This window comes from Laspinema palackyanum D2c (genome assembly GCF_025370875.1).
GTDB classification, from domain to species: domain Bacteria; phylum Cyanobacteriota; class Cyanobacteriia; order Cyanobacteriales; family Laspinemataceae; genus Laspinema; species Laspinema palackyanum.
The window spans coordinates 213,119-231,445 of record NZ_JAMXFD010000006.1; the positions used below are offsets into that span (position 1 = coordinate 213,119).

General features: G+C 48.4%; 14 protein-coding genes. 7 read left to right on the forward strand and 7 right to left on the reverse strand.

Features of this window, described 5'->3' with window-relative positions; translation table 11 throughout:
* The first annotated feature begins 78 nt into the window (after nucleotides 1–78).
* The 3 genes from NG795_RS10405 to NG795_RS10415 all read left to right on the forward strand — a co-directional run bounded on the left by NG795_RS10405 (nucleotide 79) and on the right by NG795_RS10415 (nucleotide 2,908).
* A complete protein-coding gene (locus tag NG795_RS10405) occupies nucleotides 79–1,182 on the forward strand; it encodes an anthranilate phosphoribosyltransferase family protein (RefSeq protein WP_367288598.1) in 1,104 nt (367 codons plus the stop codon).
* Between the two features lie 69 nt (nucleotides 1,183–1,251).
* Nucleotides 1,252–1,899: a molybdenum cofactor guanylyltransferase gene (locus tag NG795_RS10410; RefSeq protein WP_367288599.1), complete on the forward strand. Its 648-nt coding sequence runs from the start codon at nucleotides 1,252–1,254 to the stop codon at nucleotides 1,897–1,899.
* A gap of 274 nt (nucleotides 1,900–2,173) precedes the next feature.
* Entirely contained in the window at nucleotides 2,174–2,908 is a 735-nt protein-coding gene (locus tag NG795_RS10415; protein ID WP_367288600.1) for a two component system response regulator RpaA, read from the forward strand.
* A gap of 281 nt (nucleotides 2,909–3,189) precedes the next feature.
* Here the strand turns inward: NG795_RS10415 and chlP are convergent, their stop codons facing one another.
* Nucleotides 3,190–4,410 carry a geranylgeranyl reductase gene (gene chlP, locus NG795_RS10420; RefSeq protein ID WP_367288601.1) on the reverse strand — a complete coding sequence of 407 codons (1,221 nt, stop codon included), beginning with the start codon at nucleotides 4,408–4,410 and terminating at the stop codon, nucleotides 3,190–3,192.
* A gap of 207 nt (nucleotides 4,411–4,617) precedes the next feature.
* Between chlP and yidD the strand changes: the two genes are divergently transcribed.
* On the forward strand, nucleotides 4,618–5,118 hold the full coding sequence (gene yidD / locus NG795_RS10425; RefSeq protein WP_367288602.1) for a membrane protein insertion efficiency factor YidD: 501 nt from the start codon (nucleotides 4,618–4,620) through the stop codon (nucleotides 5,116–5,118).
* Nucleotides 5,119–5,361: 243 nt separating this feature from the next.
* On the opposite strand, the gene NG795_RS10430 is transcribed toward yidD, so the two are convergent.
* Nucleotides 5,362–5,748, reverse strand: coding sequence for a low temperature-induced protein (locus NG795_RS10430; RefSeq protein ID WP_367288603.1), 387 nt, complete (start codon nucleotides 5,746–5,748; stop codon nucleotides 5,362–5,364).
* A gap of 941 nt (nucleotides 5,749–6,689) precedes the next feature.
* Here NG795_RS10430 and NG795_RS10435 point away from each other — a divergent pair.
* The 3 genes from NG795_RS10435 (at nucleotide 6,690) to NG795_RS10445 (ending at nucleotide 11,702) form a co-directional block, all read left to right on the forward strand.
* On the forward strand, nucleotides 6,690–8,612 hold the full coding sequence (locus NG795_RS10435) for an adenylate/guanylate cyclase domain-containing protein (RefSeq protein ID WP_367288604.1): 1,923 nt from the start codon (nucleotides 6,690–6,692) through the stop codon (nucleotides 8,610–8,612).
* A gap of 357 nt (nucleotides 8,613–8,969) precedes the next feature.
* The gene (locus NG795_RS10440; RefSeq protein ID WP_367288700.1) at nucleotides 8,970–10,586 is read left to right on the forward strand and encodes an ABC transporter substrate-binding protein; all 1,617 of its coding nucleotides are present in this window, start codon (nucleotides 8,970–8,972) and stop codon (nucleotides 10,584–10,586) included.
* Between the two features lie 90 nt (nucleotides 10,587–10,676).
* Nucleotides 10,677–11,702: an ABC transporter permease gene (locus tag NG795_RS10445; protein ID WP_367288605.1), complete on the forward strand. Its 1,026-nt coding sequence runs from the start codon at nucleotides 10,677–10,679 to the stop codon at nucleotides 11,700–11,702.
* Nucleotides 11,703–11,899: 197 nt separating this feature from the next.
* Here NG795_RS10445 and NG795_RS10450 read toward each other — a convergent pair whose 3' ends face one another.
* The 5 genes from NG795_RS10450 to hpsL form a co-directional block, all read right to left on the reverse strand.
* Complete coding sequence (locus NG795_RS10450) at nucleotides 11,900–12,643, reverse strand: tetratricopeptide repeat protein (RefSeq protein ID WP_367288606.1); 744 nt, start codon at nucleotides 12,641–12,643, stop codon at nucleotides 11,900–11,902.
* 126 nt (nucleotides 12,644–12,769) lie between these two features.
* Nucleotides 12,770–13,975, reverse strand: coding sequence for a hormogonium polysaccharide biosynthesis glycosyltransferase HpsP (gene hpsP, locus NG795_RS10455; RefSeq protein ID WP_367288607.1), 1,206 nt, complete (start codon nucleotides 13,973–13,975; stop codon nucleotides 12,770–12,772).
* 192 nt (nucleotides 13,976–14,167) lie between these two features.
* Complete coding sequence (gene hpsO, locus NG795_RS10460; RefSeq protein ID WP_367288608.1) at nucleotides 14,168–15,340, reverse strand: hormogonium polysaccharide biosynthesis glycosyltransferase HpsO; 1,173 nt, start codon at nucleotides 15,338–15,340, stop codon at nucleotides 14,168–14,170.
* 23 nt (nucleotides 15,341–15,363) lie between these two features.
* Nucleotides 15,364–16,356, reverse strand: coding sequence for a hormogonium polysaccharide biosynthesis glycosyltransferase HpsN (gene hpsN / locus NG795_RS10465; protein ID WP_367288609.1), 993 nt, complete (start codon nucleotides 16,354–16,356; stop codon nucleotides 15,364–15,366).
* Between the two features lie 79 nt (nucleotides 16,357–16,435).
* On the reverse strand, nucleotides 16,436–18,088 hold the full coding sequence (gene hpsL, locus NG795_RS10470; protein WP_367288610.1) for a hormogonium polysaccharide biosynthesis protein HpsL: 1,653 nt from the start codon (nucleotides 18,086–18,088) through the stop codon (nucleotides 16,436–16,438).
* Nucleotides 18,089–18,327 lie beyond the last annotated feature (239 nt).

Below are 18,327 nucleotides of genomic sequence, written 5' to 3' on the forward strand. Positions count from 1 at the left end.
TCCTGATTCCTCACCCCCACCCCAAATTCCCCAGTTTTTTCTTTTTTATTCCCCCTTTATTCACTCCCCCTCTCACTCATGAGCACAGCGTTTAGAGAATTTGTCCAGAAAGTCGGCAGCGGTCCCCACACCAGCCAAAACCTCTCCCGTACAGAAGCCGCCGACGCAATGCGGATGATGCTGGTAGGGGAAGCAACCCCGGCCCAAATCGGGGCCTTTTTAATTGCTCACCGCATCAAGCGTCCGACGGGGGAAGAATTGGCGGGGATGCTGGATGCTTACGACGAAATCGGGCCCAACTTCGGACCGATCGCCGCCTCGTCCCCAGTCATGGTTTGGGGATGTCCCTATGATGGGCGATCGCGAACCGCACCTGTCACCATCCTCACTGCAATCCTCCTCGCCAGTTACGGTCAACCTGTACTCCTCCACGGCGGCGATCAAATGCCGACGAAGTATGGCATTCCTTTTGTGGAAATTTGGGATGCTTTGGGAGTGAACTGGCGAACCCTCGACCTCCAACAACTCCAGTCCGTCCTAGAAACCACCGGAATCGGATTCGTCTATCTTCCCAAACAGTTTCCCGAGGCAGCGAGTCTGGTTCCCTACCGGGAGCAATTGGGGAAACGACCGCCAGTCGCCACCTTAGAACTGATTTGGTCTCCCTATCAGGGCGATCGCCACCTCGTCGCTGGGTTCGTCCATCCCCCCACGGAACTGATGTTTCGCGATGCTTTAAAATTACGCGGGGATTCGCGCCTCACCACCGTCAAAGGATTAGAAGGCAGTTGCGATTTACCTCGGGAACGCACCGCCATTATCGGATATAGCAATCCCGCCCAAACTCCCCCCCCACCGGCGGTTTCCGAGTCGGAGTCTCCCCATGCCGACCCGTTTGAGCGCCTGCTTCTGCATCCTCGGGACTACGGATTTACCCCGGAAAATGTCCCATTTCAATCCGAAGCATTCCCCGACCAAATGCAAGGAGTCCTGCGGGGTGAACCCAGCGAACTGATGGAGTCTGCTGTCTGGAGTGGGGGATTTTACCTTTGGCATTGTGGTGTTTCCGGGGACCTCAGTAGCGGCATTGCTCAAGCCCGTGAAGGGTTTAAAAGCGGTCGAGTTGCTGCTAAACTCCAGGAAATTACTCAAGCGGTGAGTTCGCGATCGCCCTTGAATTAGCCGCTGTCAGTCCAGATCCATAGACCAAAAACCGGCTTTCTAACCCCTGTCCCCAGGCCCTAACCAACGATGAGCGAATCCATTCCCACCCCTCCCCAACTGGCTGCGTTGGTCCTCGCTGGAGGCCAGAGTTCTCGCATGGGGGAAGATAAAGCCCAAATCCTCTGGGAGGGGAAGTCCCTACTCCAGCGGGTCTGTGAAGTGGCCTCTCACTGTACGGATCAAGTTTATTTAATCACGCCTTGGCCGGAACGCTATGAGTCCATGCTGAGTCCGGAACCTCTCTCGGGAAGGACGGTACAGGCACTGCGAGAAACAGAACACAAACGGGGTCCTTTAGGGGCCGTCTGGGAAGGGCTGAGTCAGATTGAGGCGGAGTGGGTGTTGTTGTTAGCCTGTGATTTACCGTTATTAGATCCGGCGATCGTCCAACAGTGGGCCTCCCAACTGCCCAATTTACCCCCGGAGAGTCTGGCTTTGGTTCCGCAACAGGGAACACTTTGGCATCCGATGTGTGGATTTTACCGGCGATGCGCCGTCGAACCGTTGCAGCAGTTTCTGGAGGAAGGGGGGCGATCGTTTCAACGGTGGTTACCCCAGATTGGGGCTACTCCCCTGGAGGTAGGGACTCCAGAATTCCGAATGTTAAGAAATTTTAATACGCCTGGAGATTTACACGCCCCTAATTCAGAGCATCCTGGGGACTGTAGTCCTTGAGGGAGCAGCAGGAAGTTCTGGGGGAGAAGCGCCGGGACTCTTGCTGCAGAAGGCCGGAGAAGGGGTTTATTCCGGTAAAGATTCTCAATGCCATGACCAATGATCCGCCGAATCGGAAGGCGGATCCCCCCTCGGATATAGCCCGTTAAAATCCAGGAATAATTCTTTGGAAAGATTTTAGAATCGTTGCTTATAATTTGTAGAGGAATCTTTACGATTCTCTACATGGTTCTTTATGAACCGGAATCAACCCAGTCTTTCACAATTTTGAACCATGCCCCGGATACTCGTCATTGACGATGACCCTGCAATCTCAGAATTAGTCGCCGTCAATCTGGAGATGGCTGGCTATGAAGTCAGTCAAGCCGAAGATGGCATCAAAGGTCAAGCGCTTGCACTGCAACTGATCCCCGATTTAATCATGCTCGATCTGATGCTGCCTCGGGTGGATGGATTCACAGTATGTCAACGGCTTCGTCGTGATGAGCGTACTGCCGATATACCCGTCCTGATGCTAACAGCTTTAGGTCAAACCCATGATAAGGTCGAAGGTTTCAATGCAGGCGCTGATGATTACCTGACTAAACCCTTTGAAGTTGAAGAAATGCTTGCACGGGTGAGAGCCTTGTTGCGACGCACCGATCGCATCCCCCAAGCGGCCAAACACGCGGAGATTCTCAACTATGGACCCCTAACCCTCGTCCCGGAACGGTTTGAAGCCATTTGGTTCGATCGCACGGTCAAGTTAACTCACCTGGAATTTGAACTGTTGCACTGTTTGTTACAACGTCACGGCCAAACGGTCTCTCCCAGTGAAATTCTCAAAGAAGTCTGGGGATATGACCCCGATGATGATATCGAAACAATTCGGGTTCATGTTAGACATCTGAGGACGAAACTCGAACCCGACCCTCGACATCCTCGCTACATTAAAACGGTTTATGGTGCCGGTTATTGCTTAGAATTACCAAGCACTGCACCGGCTAATGACAACCCACAAGCCGTATAGTATCACCCCACAAGGAAGGAAGAACCGGATGGGGAGTTTCGGCTGTTTAAACTCCCTGAAGTTCTACCCTGTGGGGTGATGCTGCTCTGTGAGCCAGGTCGTTTCATGATTCCCTAGTAAAAACAGAAAAACGCTCCCCCAAACTGCTTAATGTCGCGGGAGAGCGCTCTTTCTAACAAGTTCCCAAAAGACTGATCCCAAGGATCAGTTTCCGGAAGACTCCAAACAGAATCCAACTTTCCCGATTCATCGGCTCTAGCTGGATCCTGTTCTGGGTGGTTCTAAGGGGCCAAGGCGTTACCCCGGAGCAAACTACCAATCGTTTTCGCGGTAATCTTCATCTGCACGAAAGGATTGGCGGGAACGACGGTTTTATACAGATAGCTGTCAAACGTCATGCGCTGAACATCCATGTCAGCACACATTTCCACAAAGGCTTCCCGAGTGGCATCGGTGCGATAGAAGACTCGTTGCAGGATATCGAGGACCGCGTAGGTGATGCCGTATTTCTTATCCCAACGCTTCAGGTAAATTTTCAGTTCTTCTTCAGTGGGAACGCGGGTCCCGCCTTCGGAAAACTCGACGATGGTTTCGGCGCACATCCGAGCGGATTTTGCTGCAAAGTAAATCCCTTCCCCAGATGATTTGGTGACGGTACCGGCAGCATCTCCGACGAGGGCGACACGACCGACGACTCGACGCGGACGGGGATGTTCCGGAATCGGGTGCGCTTCCACTTTGATGATTTCGCCCCCTTCTAGCCGTTTGGCGGCGCGGGTCCGAATCCCAGCTTGCAGCTTTTTGATTAAAGCTTGGTTGACTTTCATGGTGCCGGTTCCCACGGCGACATGATCATATTTGGGGAATACCCAGGCATAGAAGTCGGGGGAAACGTCGGTTCCCACATACATTTCTGCTAGGTCGTTGTAATAGGCCATTTTGTCTTCCGGGAGGCGAATGCGCTCTTGGAAGGCGATCGCGTAGTTATAGTCCCCGGCATCAATGGCTTTGGCGACGCGAGAGTTCGCACCGTCAGCCCCAATGACCATATCCACTTTTAGGGTTTTTTGGACCCCGGCCACGCTGCCGTCCGAATGGTCGGCATAGTGCAGGACATAAGGATCCGTATTGTTTGAGGGAATATCCAGTTTGTGAACAGTGCCATTAATCAGGTTTGCGCCTAATTTTTCAGCGCGATCGCGCAGGAATCCATCGAGGATTTCCCGGCGACACATCCCAATATATTCTTCTTGTTTTTCTAAATTGATATCGACTTCGATATTAGACGGGGAGATCATTTTCATTTTTCTCACCCGGCGATCAATGATGTGATCGGGCAAATCAAACTCACTCACCATACATAGGGGTATGGCCCCGCCACAAGGCTTCGCATTATCCAGCTTGCGCTCAAACAGGTAGGTCTCAATCCCTGCTTTTGCAAGCGTTTCGGCAGCAGAGGAACCAGCCGGTCCCGATCCAACAACAGCAACCCGTAGTGCCAAAGAAGTTCTCCCTATCTGTCACGGTTACGGAAAGCAATCGTATCACGGACTATCCCCTTCTGGTCGGGTCACCCCCCTATATGTGAAGAAAATGAAACAGAGCTTAATATTTCTACACAATTAGCCCGCTTTGGCGGATGCTGGAATTTAGTCTGGGTAAAAGAATAAACTTGGACTTCAAATAGGGGCCATTTTCCCTGGGGCAACATGAACTCGAATGGACTGGATGCGCGGCTGTTACTGGATTCACAAGGGTTGAGGGCGATCGCGATCGCCTCGATTACCGGCTATCAAAAACACCTCTCCCCCCATAAAGGCTTTTCCTGCGCTCATCGAATCCTCTACGGTGGGGACTCCTGTTCTCAATACATCAAAACCGCTATCGCTCAAAGGGGCTTATCCGGGGCGATCGCCTTATCACAACACCGATTTGCTGCCTGCAAGGAAGCTCATCACATTCTCCGGTCCCAAGTTGGTGCCCGGAGTCACCGGCAAAAAAAGCCCAACCGTTCCAGTCCCAACCGCGTCCGAGATTGTGCCTGTACGGAATCAACCCCAGGGGTCGGTTGTGATGCCTGTACGGACAGCCTAGAGTGCCTAAACCTGTTGGATTGTTGTGGTGGAATTACTTGCAGTGACTGTAGTCCCCTTGAAGATAGCGCCCTGGATTGTTCGAGTTGCGACTGCGACTTTGGCAGTTGTGGTTAATGTCGAACCCTTAAAGAAAACAGACTTTTCCTACCCGGATTGGCTATGAGTACCGGATTGGGTAGCCTAGAAGATTTTATTTTTTGGAGTCCCCTCAACAGACTTTAAACATTAGAAAAAGTGCGTTAGTCCCTCCAGGGAAAGGATTAAAAGCCTTTCTCTGGAGGGACTAACGCACCCTAATTTACCTTGTACTAACTTGGGATTTTTCGGAATATTTTATACCCAAATTCGGCTTAGAGATTAATCCTTACCCGTGATGTTTTCAACTGAGTTCTTAACCTGCTCGATAAACGAGGTTGCACCGTCGGCCTTCGCATCTTGTGGGGAGATCATTTTATCTTGATCGGCAGCCCCTTGAACGCCATTCAAACCTGGATTCGTTTCATCAATCTCATCTTTTAGGGTATAAGGATCATCTCCGATCGCCTCTAGGGATTTCTTCTCGATCTTTAGCATCTGATCTTCACCTTTCGTCGGGCTGCTCGTCGTTGCATAAGCAGGGAAGGCACTTGTGAAAAAGAGTAGGGCAGACACACAGACAGCCAGCAAAAAGCGTAGCGGACGCAAAGTCGGTAATTTTAAGCTGATAGACGGCATATTATGGTTCTCCTGGTCTAAAATTTCCATTGGATGGGAAGAATGGGGGGTTGCAGGTCTTGCACCCTCTCGGCCTCCCTTATCTGAGTTAAGGTTATCAAGGGATTGTGCCTACATACATCAGCCTTAAGATATAGATGGAGTAGTAAATTTAGAGGGCGATCGCTGCTTTTCTCCTCAGACGGGTGACCAGAGGAATTCATCCCACGGGTCCGGTTGAGACTGGGGATTGGCAACTTCCAAGCTATCTCGTCCGGGCTACCCCCAGGTAGCATAATCTGCTCGATCCCGAGGCGATCGCATTAATCTTTCTGCTGGGCGTTGTCCCGTTCAATCTTATTACCCCTGAGATGATTGCCTATGAACAGAATCATCCCAAATAGGGCTTAAAACATCGGTTGATTGAGTTGAGGTTGCCCAATAAATTCGGATGATAATATCTGGAGATGAGCCATTGCTCGACAGGTTGAATAGAGGAATAAATGAATAAAACTCATCGCTACACCTGTGGTAATCTTAAAATCGCAGATAGCGAATAGGTAATCCGTGATCCTTCGAGGGGTTGAGAGAGGTAATATCAAGGATTAAAAATTTTACAAATCATTAAAGCGCTCTATAGTAAAGTGATATGCAGATATCCTCTGGAAACCACCGACAGAACTTATGATCTTCAGAGGGATGTCAATCCGATACGATAGGAGCCTTTCATGCACTGCCCCTGGGAGCAAGGCAATGGGTAAGTCCGGCTGGAGTAGATTCGCCATGAGCCCTATTATCCTGGGAGAGTCGCTTCGGGTTTGCTCCTTTGGGGGGACCGTGGGGTTCCTAGGGTTAAACCGGCGATGTTCGAGAGTTTCAGGGTAATGGGTCAAGGGGTTGAACTGCCCAAAGTCAGGGGAATCTTTTTAAGATTTTAGCAGTCTGAAAAGCCGATTGAATGATTGAGACAACATCTTATTTCAGTAGATACTATGGGCGAACAAGGTGCATCAGAAATTAACCGAATGAATTTTCAAGATAATTCAGGATGTAAAGCCGATATATTAATCGTAGATGATGTACCCAATAATTTAAAATTATTGGTAAATTTATTAAGAAGAAATAACTATAACGTTAGAGCCGTAACTAATGGTTCTTTAGCCTTACAGTTTGTCGAACTTAAACAGCCAGACCTAATTTTTCTGGACATCATGATGCCAGAAATGGATGGGTATGAAGTTTGCCAAAAATTGAAAGATAATCCTCAGACTAAGGATATTCCAATTATTTTTTTAAGTGCGCTAACGGAAGGATTTGATAAAGCCAAAGCCTTTAAATCCGGGGGGATTGATTACGTCAGCAAACCGTTCCAAATGGAAGAAATTCTGGCGCGGCTAGAAACCCATCTCTCTCAACGAGCGCTCCAAAAGCAACTTCAAGAAAAGACTCAACTCCTGGCTGATCAAAATCTGCAACTCCAAGGGGAAATTAATGAAAGAAAATTATTAGAGGGAAAACTGCGCTCCGCTGAGGAGAAAATGCGGGCAGTTTTTGAGGCTATGACTGATATTATCGCCTTAATTAGCATCTCTGAAGGGAATATTGGCAATCTAGATATTTTACCCAGTAATTGGATGCGTTTATATCAGCCGGATTCTGACATCGTGGGTCAAACGATTGAACAGTTGTTTGACCCAGATAGCGCAGAAACCTGGTTGAATATTATTGGTCAAGTGTTAGAGACTAGAGAGACGCTGCATTTCGATTACTGCCTCAAGGATCGCGGTCAACCGATGTGGTTTTCTGCGGCGGTGTCGCCGGTGCGGGAAGATACGGTGATTGTGGTGGCCCGAGATATTAGCGATCGCAAGCAAGCAGAAGAAGCCTTAAAAATAGCAGAAGAACGGTATCATAGTATCGTAGAAAATGCCATAGCGGGGATTTTTCAATCCACGGTAGCGGGAGAGTATTTGAGTGTCAATCCGGCATTGGCGAAGATCTATGGGTATGCTTCTCGGGAAGAATTGCAACAGAGTCTAAAAGATATCAACACGCAACTCTATGTCAATCCCGATCGCCGCCAAGAATTTATAGAGGCGATCGCTGCCAAAAATTCAGTCTCGGGATTTGAATCAATGGTCTATTGTAAAGACCAAAGCATTATTTGGATTTCTGAAACAGCCCGTGCGGTGAGAGACTCCAATGGCAAGATTCTCTATTATGAAGGTATTGTTTCTGATATTACAGAACGCAAGTTAGCCCAGGAAGCGCTCAAGTTTCAACAAGACCAAACCGAAGCGCTCCTGCTGAATATTTTACCCCAACCGATTGCGACTCGTCTGCAAAAAGGAGAAAATCCCATTGCGGATCACTTTGAAGAAGTGAGTGTAATCTTTGCTGATTTAGTCGGATTTACGGAGTTTGCTGCCAATAGGACGCCGAAAAAATTATTAGAACTGTTAAATAAGATTTTTTCGCGGTTTGACAAGTTAGCACAACAGCATAACTTAGAAAAAATTAAAACCATTGGCGATGCCTATATGGTCGTCGGGGGATTACCTGTTCCCTGCGCCGATGCTATCTTTGCCGTGGCTCAAATGGCCTTGGATATGCAACGGGAGTTAGCTCAATTAAATCAGCATACTGGCCAAACTTTTGAGCTGAGAATAGGGATTCATATCGGTCCGGCTATTGCGGGAGTGATTGGCATGAGCAAATTCATCTATGACTTATGGGGGGATACGGTTAATACGGCTTCAAGAATGGAATCCAGCGGATTGCCGGGGAAAATTCAGGTAACTGAGGCGGTTTATGAACGGTTAAAAGACCGATTTGAATTTGAACAACGGGGACTAATTTCTGTAAAAGGCAAAGGAGAAATGCTGACCTATTGGCTGAGGGGGAAACGGGGTTAATCGAGGGGCCACTATCTGCCGGGGAAACCCGGATATTTCCTCCCGAAGGCTGCCTGGATTTTCCGATGGGGGGGGTACTCGGGGGCCAAAAATTGTCCTGCCAGTTTATTGTAGAATCCATGCTAAACTTCAAGTCGATTCAGAGGTGAAAACACAAAGGGGAGGGGTTTGGCAACCCGGAACTTGTCCGGTGAACCCCTAAATCTGACCGAAAGCAAATAAACGAATGGGCGATCGCTTTTGTCACTTGAGAAACTTGCCAATTTAAGCTGATCAATTGTAGGGGAAAAAAAATTGAAGCCGAATCAGACAACTGGAGTAAACTATCGCGGTATTACCGGATCCATCCGTGGGGTGATGGGAGGTCGCCACTGGCGCAAATTCGCTCAATTTGTGGGATTGTTTTCGATCTGCGCTCTTTTGGCGATTAGCTGTGGCGATCGCGCCGGGATGAACCAGAGTAACGACCCGAATCGGATCTCCATTGGCACCACTGCCAAAATTAGAACCATCGACCCTGCTGATGCCTACGAAAATGCAGCAGGAATGTTGCTCTACAACCTAGGCGATCGCCTCTACACCTACGAAAGCGGCACCACCACCCTCAAACCTCAACTCGCCACTGCACTCCCCCAAATTAGTGCCGATGGAGTTACCTACACCATTCCTCTGCGTTCCGACGTGGTTTATCATGACGGTACTCCCTTCAATGCCGAAACCATGAAATTTTCCCTGCAACGATTCATGGAAAATGGGGGTGCGCCTTCATCCTTATTATCCAATATCGTTGAATCCATACAAGCCAGCGGCGAGTCTGAATTAACCATTCAGTTAAAACAGCCCTTTGCTGCCTTTACCGATTTGTTGACCTTTTCCGGTTTAGTCGCCATCTCTCCCACAGCCTATCAAATTGGGGCGGGTCAATTTAAACCCGATACATTTGTGGGAACAGGTCCTTATAAATTAGTGAACTATGGAACCGATTCCATCAAATTAGATGTATTCGAGGATTACTGGGGAGAAAAGCCGGTCAATACCGGCATTGATATTCAACAGTTTTCCAGTCCTGCTAATGTTTATAACTCCTTCCGTCGGGGTGCCGTGGACCTCACCTACGGGACATTAGACCTGGATCAAATTACCAGTTTAGAAAAGCAAGCCGAATCCGAAGGGTGGCAAGTGATTTCTAATCGCAGTAATGGGATTTATGTCTTAACTTTGAATATGAAAGATGAGGCATTAAAGAAACCGGAAGTGCGAAAGGCGATCGCCTCCATCATCGACCGTCCCCAGTTACAACAGCGGATTTTCCAGGGGCAAATGGAACCGCTTTATAGCTTAATCCCGACCACCTTAGAACGGTATTATCAGCCCGTTTTTAAAGAAAAGTATGGGGATGGCAATTTTGCCCAAGCCAAACAACTCCTCACTCAAGCCGGTTACACCCCCGAGAATCCTCTGCAACTTCAGCTTTGGTATCGGTCCAATCTCCGGACCAATGCTGATGCCGCCACCACCATCAAAGCCGTAGCCGAACAGGAATTAGGGGGGGCCCTTCAAATTGAACTGCAAAGTGTGGAAGCGGCCACCGCTTACAATAATTTGGATAAAGGGGTTTATTCCATGTTTATCCTAGATTGGACGCCGGACTTTTTCGACCCGGATAACTATATTAACCCTTTCCTTTCTTGTGCGAAAGGGTCGGTCGAAACCGGATGTGAAGAAGGAGAAACCAAATTGTGGGGTTCGTTTTACTATAGCGATCGCGTCAATCAATTAATTGCTCGTGAACGCCAAGAACAAAACCCCGAAACTCGCCGCCAAATTTTTACCGAACTCCAACAGATTCTAGTCGAAGATGTGCCCTTTATTCCCCTGTGGCAAGGGAAAGAATATCTGTTTGCTCGTCAGGGAATCCAAGGTGTGACCCTGGAATCGACTCAAGCCGTGCCATTTTGGACCTTGAAAAAATAAGGTTCATCCCCGGATGGAGGGATGCCGGAGGTTCCCAAAACCTCTCATCCCTCCAGACCCTCATCAACCCTAGCATCTCACATATCACCCATGTCCCGTTCCAAAGCGCTTCAATCCTATATTCTCCTGCGCTTGCTCTTAGCACCCTTGATGCTATGGACGATCGCCACCTTAGTCTTTTTGCTGTTGCGCGCCACCCCAGGCGACCCCATTGATGCAATTTTAGGCCCCAAAGCCCCAGAAATTGAAAAAATCCGGTTGCGCGAGCAACTGGGCTTAGGTGCACCTTTGTGGTTACAATACATCCGTTTCATGGGAGATTTGCTCCGGTTAGACTTAGGCACATCCCTCACCACCCGAGGACAAACCGTCTGGGAAATCGTCGGTCAATATTTCCCCGCTACCTTAGAAATCGCCGTGGTGAGTATGGCTGTTGCCATCATTGTTGGCATTGGGGTGGGGGTGATTTCCGCCTCTAATCCCAATACCGGCTGGGATGTCGGAGGACGGATGTTTGGCATCATCACCTATTCCCTCCCCGCATTTTGGGTGGGGATGATTATGCAGTTAATTTTTAGCGTACAACTGGGGTGGTTTCCCGTGGGGGCACGTTTTCCGAGTACCCAAACTCCACCCTCGGGACCAACAGGACTGTACCTGATTGATAGTTTGTTCAGTGGAAATCTGGGGAATTTTTTCACCACCTTGCACTATTTGGCCCTACCCTCGTTGACCCTGGGAATTCTGATTAGTGGGATTTTTGAGCGCATTGTTCGGGTGAATTTGAAGCAAACGTTACAAGCGGATTATGTAGAAGCCGCCAGAGCAAGAGGGATACCGGAAACGCGAATTGCGATCGCTCATGCTTTAAAAAATGCTATGATTCCCGTGATTACAGTGATGGGATTGACCTTAGCGGCACTTTTAGGGGGAGCAATTTTAACCGAAGTGACCTTTTCTTGGCCCGGATTAGCCAATCGACTCTATGAGGCGATTTCCTTACGCGATTATCCGACAGTTCAGGGAATTGTGGTCTTTTTTGCAGGGATTGTGGTGATTGCCAGCATTGGAATTGATTTGCTGAATGCTTATATCGACCCCCGAATTCGCTATTAGATACAAAGCAACTTCAGAAACGGGGTTTTTGCGACAAGTTTTGGAGATTAGCCCAGATTTAGGCAAAAAACCCGGTTTCTTAAGCTTTACCCAGGACTAAGAAACCGGGTTTCTGTGACTAATTTTGTAGATTAGCCCAGGTTGAGGCAAGAAACCCAGTTTCTGAGCCTACAGGCTGGAAATCCCAAACTATGAAATTAATTAGAACGAGTTCCCGGTTGTTGTAACAAGCGATCAATGCGACTCACTGCCGAAAAATTGCCCTGTCTCTGGAATAAATCTCGGGCGGTTTGTAAGGCTTGAGTCGCTTCCGTTTGAGCGCCTTGTTGCGATAAAACCATGCCTAAATTGCCGTAGGCTTCTGCAAAATTAGGGTTGATGGCAATTGCTTCTTGATAGGCGGATATGGCTTCTGGAATTGCCCCGAGATTCACTAAAATATTGCCCATATTATAGTAAGCTTTATCATAGTTAGGCTGGAGACGAATGGCTTCTCGATAGGCAGCGATCGCCTCATCGAAGTCCTGTTGTTGTGCCAAGGCATTGGCTAAATTATAATGAGCGGCAGCTAATTGGGAATTCGTAGCAATGGCATTTCGGTAGGCGGCGATCGCCTCAGAAATTCGCCCTAGATTCACTAAGGCAACTCCCATATTGATTTGCGCTTCGGTAAAATTAGGATTCAGTCGAATCGCTTGCTGATAAGAAGCGATTGCTCCCTCTAAATTCCCCTCATCCTGGAGTTTTGCGCCTTCGGTATAATACCGTTCCGCTTCCGGGAATTCCTCCATTCCCTGCGCCACCCAAACGACCCCTGGGATTTGAGAGGTTTCAAAATGCTCTCTCATGGATGGTGCGATCGCTTGCACTTTGGGGGTTACCCCGAGACATAGCAAGATTGCCACCCCTAATGTTTGCTTGTAATCCCTGTTAGTCCACATAAATCATTCCCCAAACCCTCAACTGTAGTAGATCAATCTGTTTGTTATCAAGTGTAGCGAATAAATTCAAGGGTTCTGAAGTTCGAGGGATTCAGGGTATTTATCCCAGGGAATAGGGCGATCGCCTTATCCCTGCGCGAGAATCTCTCTATATGCTGCTAGGGTTTGCTGGGCGATCGCATCCCAATTGTAATGAATCGCCGCATACTCCTGACCCTTCTCTCCCCGCTTCAAACACTCCTGGGGATTGGCGACTGCCTCCGAAAGCAACTGTGCGATTTCCTCGACAGTCCCATTCCCCACCCAACCTGCACCCGCTTCCAGCACATCTTCCCAGATATAAACCCCCCGAGAAACACAAACTGCCGTTCCTGCTGCCATTGCCTCCGCCACCGCAATCCCAAAGTTCTCATAATAAGACGGCAGCACAAAAATATCTGCTGCCTGAAGCAACCCTACTTTAAACTCTCCGCGCACAAACCCAGGCAAACTCGTACAATCCGCCAAGGGAGAAGCAGCAATTTGGGATCTAATTTTTTCCTCATACTCTGGATCTTGGGGGTTGCTTCCCGCTAACACAAAATGAAACTCTAACCCTTGATCCAGTAACTTTTCTAATGCAGGTAACAATAAATCTAATCCCTTTTTCGGTTCAATCCGCGACAGAAACAAAACTAGGGGGCAATTACTGGCAATTCCCAATTCCTCCCGAATTTTCTTCCCGCGTTGCTGCCGTTCCTCCGGCGTCAACTTTCCATCCATTCCCGGTAAACTCACCCCTAAAGGAATAATTAAATCCCGGGTTTTCACCCCAAACCGTTCCGAAATCTTCGCCTCTTCTGCACTCGTAAAATGAATCGCTGCCGCCCCCGATAAATTCCCCCGTTCCCACAATGCCGTGTAAACTTGCTTCATCGCGTTTTTCTTCCGCAAATCTGCCGGATCTAGAGTTCCTAACGGACGCAAAATATAAGGAATCTTCCGCAGTCTTGCCACGGTTGCCGCCCCAGAAATTACCGGAGAAAATAGGGCGTGTAAGTGGGCAATATCATACTCATTTCCCTTTATAGATAACCACCGTAATAAATCCACCGAAAATTTATAACGACGAAAGGGAGAACAGGGAAAATAGCGGATTTGATATCCCTCCTGTTCTACTGGGGAGTCTAGGGGAACATCCAGAGGCGCTTGTCCCACATCTCCATTAGAATTAGTCGTTAATATTGTCACTTGAGCACCTTGTCGTGCCAGGGCTGCCGATAACCCCAACACCATTTGACTCGGCCCTCCATAAACCAGGGAAATAGACGGAATAATTTGCAAAATTTTCATAGATTAAAATAAGAATTTAACGGGTTTAGGGAGAACTTTGAGGGGAATAGCAAGCCAGATGCTACCCCTCCAAAAAAAGGCAAATCATAACGGTGGAAGAGGCTAAAATTATAAGAATATTTATCCCTTCCTACATCCTCGTTCCTAGGCTCTACCTAGGAAGGCTCAAATGGAGGCTTTCCCTCCTAACCCCTACTGCTCCAAAATTGTCTGATAAAATTCAAACTGTTGTTGAGCAAGAGCCTGATTGGTATAATGTTCCATTGCCCTTTGATAACCGCGATGAGCCAATTCCTCCGCAAATACAGGGTTGTCCATGAGTTTAGAGAGGCAATCTTGCAACGCTTCCGCATTCCCTTCGGGAAAGACTAATCCCGCATCTTGAATCACATTGGGAATTTCCCCGGAATCCGACCCAATTACCGCAACTTGACAAGCCATTGCTTCAATTAAAACATGACCAAATTGTTCTTTCCATCCCGCAGAGGTTAAGGTTTTAAACTTATCGGTGGTTTCCGAAGGGAGAACCAAAACATCCATTAAGTTAATATAGCGCTGGACCTCATCATGGGGAACACTTTCAATCCAAATTAGCCGATTTTGCAAATTAAACTCTGTGGCTTTTTGCAACAGAATCTCTTTTAAAGGACCGCGACCTAATAGCAGCAATTTCCAAGGTTTTTCGGCTAAATGAGATAAAGACTGGAGTAAGGTGAGCAATCCTTTTTCTTCCACAAACCGCCCGACAAAACCAACGACGAATTCATCGGTTTGAATGGCGAATTTAGTGCGGAGTTCCGGTTGAGGATGGGGACGAAAGAGGGTTTCATCAACGCCGAGTTGAGGCATGATTTTGAGGGGACCGGAATAGCCGCGATCGCGCAAAATTTCAGCCCCATCTTGATTGCCCACAATAATGCCATCGGTATGGCGCAAATTATAGGATTCTAAGACAGAAACCGGGAATTTTAATTGATAAGGGAGATTCCACCAAGTAAAGAAGAGATTTTTGGCTTTTAATCCCAGCAAGCGGTTTAGAGTGATAAATTCCGAGTAGGCGATCGCCTTCGCACCCTGTTCTACTTGAATAATATCGGGACGCCACTGCCGCAACAGGGAAATCAAATCCGCGCCAAAGGTCAAAAGTCCTTGATTGTTCTGGCTAAAATTGGAAATCGGCATCACTCGAAACGAACCTTCTTCGAGGAATTGGGTTTCGATGAGTTGATTTTGAACGCCACCAGGACGCCATCGCCGGGGAACTACCACGGTGACTTCAATACCGGGAGCAAGTTGGGCTAGTTTTCGTAACTTTTCCCGGTTTAAATCAACAATATAAGTATGGCTGGCAACTAGAATTTTCACAGCATCTACAATAAATTGATAGGTCAGGGTTTTTGAGAATGGGCGAGTTCATCTTGTTGGCTGTAAATTTGTCCATCCTGAAAGCTCGATTGGAACACGGTGCCAACGGCATTGAAAAATCCCAGGGTATAGAACCAAAACCGCACGAGGGTTTTAAGCGGCGACCCACTTTTATTGCAGGGGGGATGACCCAGAACATGGCAGTCGAATAAACGAGCGAAAAAGCGCAGACATTGGGAGAGGGTGAGATTTTTTAAACCCAGGAGAAAATGGTTGTGATAAAAGGTGATTTGGTAGCTAATTGAGCGAGTGCTAATATCATGACAACCTCCGGTTTCTTCTCCTAAATGAATTAAGTGAGCGTCCGGTTCATACCAGATTTTGTATCCGGTTTGTCGCAAACGCAAGCAAAAATCTGATTCTTCTCGGACGGCGCTACCTCGGAAGCGTTCGTCAAAGTGCAATCCGTACTTGTCGAAAATCTCGCGACGGAAGGACATATTGCAACCGCGAACAGAGAGAACTTCCTGGGGTTTGACGGTATGCACCAGGTCGATATAATACCAGGCAATTCCCGGATCCATTGCTTCTGGGGGTAAATCCTCGATGGTTAAACCGCCCCCGGAGTCAGCGAGTTTCATGCGATCAAAAACCCGACCGGCGATCGCCCCGATTTCGGGGTTATCCAGGTAATTGCGCGCATGAGCGTGGAGAAAACCCGGGGGAAGTTGGACATCATCATCGAGAAATAGAATAATTGCCCCCTGCGATCGGCGCACGGCATAGTTGCGAGCCCCGGGTAAACTCGCCCAATCCAGGCGCAACCACTGAATGCGATCGGATTCGGCGAGGGATTGCAGATAGGCATCGGTTTCCGGTTCATGGGTGGCGGTTTGATCGACCACCAAGACCTCAAAATCCGGGTAGTCTTGTTGGAGGACATCGGCGATCGTCTCTCGCAATACCTTTTCCCGGTTGTAGGTGGGAATAATCACAGAAATCGAGGGCAAAGACATGGAGTTAAGGGTTGAAAGTTTAGAGTTTAGAGGAGTTGAAGGCGATCGGCAAGGGAACCGGGCGGTTGGGGGGTCGGGTTTATTTCTTTTTCGGCTTCTTTTTAGAGGACCGTTTATTATCCAGTAAACCCAGTTCTTCCGCTTCAAGTTTTTCTTGGGCAACCTCTCGGTCAAGGTCAGGCAACTTGAACAGCAACCCAGCAAAGACCCAGTAATAGACCGCAACCGGGTCTACATCCAGAGGATAATAGTAAGTGTTATAGCTGATAAACAAGATAAAAACCCAATAGGATGCGCCATAGCCTCGGAGATTTTTATCTTTGACAGAGCGATAGGTTTTAAAGGCGAGATAGGTCAGAGTCGTCACGAAAATCAGAAACCCCATCACTCCGACCGGGCCAATTTCATAGAGTAATTTAGGATAGTAGGTTTCGATGAGCTTTGTGTCTCCGAACATTCGAGCGGAGTTGGTGGCTCTGCCTAAACCATTCCCAAAAAATCCATCCTGTCCTTTTGAGGTAAATTCGGCTTGGTGGGCGATAAAATCCGTAGGTGGAGAGGCATTCCAGCGACCGACAAAACTATCGATCCGTTCCGTAATCACATCTGGAAAGAGGGCCATCGCCCCAAATCCCAAAATTGAGAGTCCGACGGCGATCGGCACAAACCGTTTCAGATTGGTGATTTGACCCGTGATGACCAGCAGAATAACCGTTAGGACAGGGACAAGCGCTAACGCAATTCGTTGACCGGAGATCACGGAATTGACAAATACTAAGGCCATTCCCAAAAAACTCAGAAGCTGCCAGACTAATGAGGGGTCGTTAAAGGCTGAGGCAAAGGTAAAAAAGAGGTTAGCAATCAGGAACCAAGCCCACTGCCAGGGGGCAACAAAGGTCCCGGGTAAGCGAATCATACTCTGCTCGGGACTAAAAACCAGGGAACCCCCGACGAGACATTTAGCATCAAGGGTGGCTTTAAATAGGGCCTCGCCGGAATAGCCGCGAGTGCCTGGACAGCGACCTGTCAGCAGCAACCAATACTGCACAACACCCAATCCACAGCAGATTAGGGCCAGAACGACATGGGTGCGGGTCAGCCACAGAAATTCCTTTTTGTTACGGATCAGATAATAGCTGCATCCGATCAAGGGAAGATAGCCGAGGAAGACTTTCAGCCCCAGTAGTCCCATTGCGAAGGGCTTGCCATCGGGTCGGGGGGCAAACTCCTGAGCACCGTTGACAAAGACCAGGGTCATCAGACTGACCGAGAGCAGGATGTTCAAAGCAGGACCCAGTTGGGGGGGAATTAAAAAGGGGAGTTTTTTGGCCTTGATCTCCCGGTATAGGGCGATCGCCCCGGGAACATAAAACCCATCTTTAGCCAGTTGAAAGATGGCATTTCCCCCGCCAACCCAGTAGGTAATGGTCCCGGAGAACGGCATATAGATCATGAAGCCCCACATCGCTAAACGGGGATATTTGTAGGACAGTAATAAAACCGCAACCCCACCTCCACCGGCGATCGCTAACTTGTAGTCCGCCACAAAAAAAAGTACGAGCCCGATCGCCGCACCGAGACCTCCATAGGTCTGAAACGCTCGAATCATCGCTTTGCGTTCGCGATCCACCTTCTTTTGTTGGGCAGCCAGTTCTTTTTTGCTCACAGAAGGCGCTTGTGCCTCCTGATTGGTTTGGGACTTTTTCTTAGATTTTTGCTTGCTTTTTAACATATTCCGATGGTGAATCTTCCCCAGGAATTAGACCCTCGAACCGACGGGCCTTTCTACGGACAGTCACACAAACCCGACTAATCACTTCTTAGTGATAACATCAAATCTCCAGGGACGGCTATATCCAACTCCGAGGGAGGGATGGCGATCGCCATTACCACCGGGCAGATAGAGAATTACACCACCAGAAATTGCACCCCTGCTGAGCTACCCCTGTGCTCGGTCCTGAAGCCCATGCA

Excerpts from the sequence above, each read along its gene's own strand:
- NG795_RS10405 (WP_367288598.1), top strand. The coding sequence starts at position 79 with ATGAGCACAGCGTTTAGAGAATTTGTCCAGAAAGTCGGCAGCGGTCCC.
- NG795_RS10410 (WP_367288599.1), top strand. The coding sequence starts at position 1,252 with ATGAGCGAATCCATTCCCACCCCTCCCCAACTGGCTGCGTTGGTCCTC.
- NG795_RS10415 (WP_367288600.1), top strand. The coding sequence starts at position 2,174 with ATGCCCCGGATACTCGTCATTGACGATGACCCTGCAATCTCAGAATTA.
- yidD (WP_367288602.1), top strand. The coding sequence starts at position 4,618 with ATGAACTCGAATGGACTGGATGCGCGGCTGTTACTGGATTCACAAGGG.
- NG795_RS10430 (WP_367288603.1), bottom strand. The coding sequence starts at position 5,748 with ATGGAAATTTTAGACCAGGAGAACCATAATATGCCGTCTATCAGCTTA.
- NG795_RS10435 (WP_367288604.1), top strand. The coding sequence starts at position 6,690 with ATGGGCGAACAAGGTGCATCAGAAATTAACCGAATGAATTTTCAAGAT.
- NG795_RS10440 (WP_367288700.1), top strand. The coding sequence starts at position 8,970 with ATGGGAGGTCGCCACTGGCGCAAATTCGCTCAATTTGTGGGATTGTTT.
- NG795_RS10445 (WP_367288605.1), top strand. The coding sequence starts at position 10,677 with ATGTCCCGTTCCAAAGCGCTTCAATCCTATATTCTCCTGCGCTTGCTC.
- NG795_RS10450 (WP_367288606.1), bottom strand. The coding sequence starts at position 12,643 with ATGTGGACTAACAGGGATTACAAGCAAACATTAGGGGTGGCAATCTTG.
- hpsP (WP_367288607.1), bottom strand. The coding sequence starts at position 13,975 with ATGAAAATTTTGCAAATTATTCCGTCTATTTCCCTGGTTTATGGAGGG.
- hpsN (WP_367288609.1), bottom strand. The coding sequence starts at position 16,356 with ATGTCTTTGCCCTCGATTTCTGTGATTATTCCCACCTACAACCGGGAA.
- hpsL (WP_367288610.1), bottom strand. The coding sequence starts at position 18,088 with ATGTTAAAAAGCAAGCAAAAATCTAAGAAAAAGTCCCAAACCAATCAG.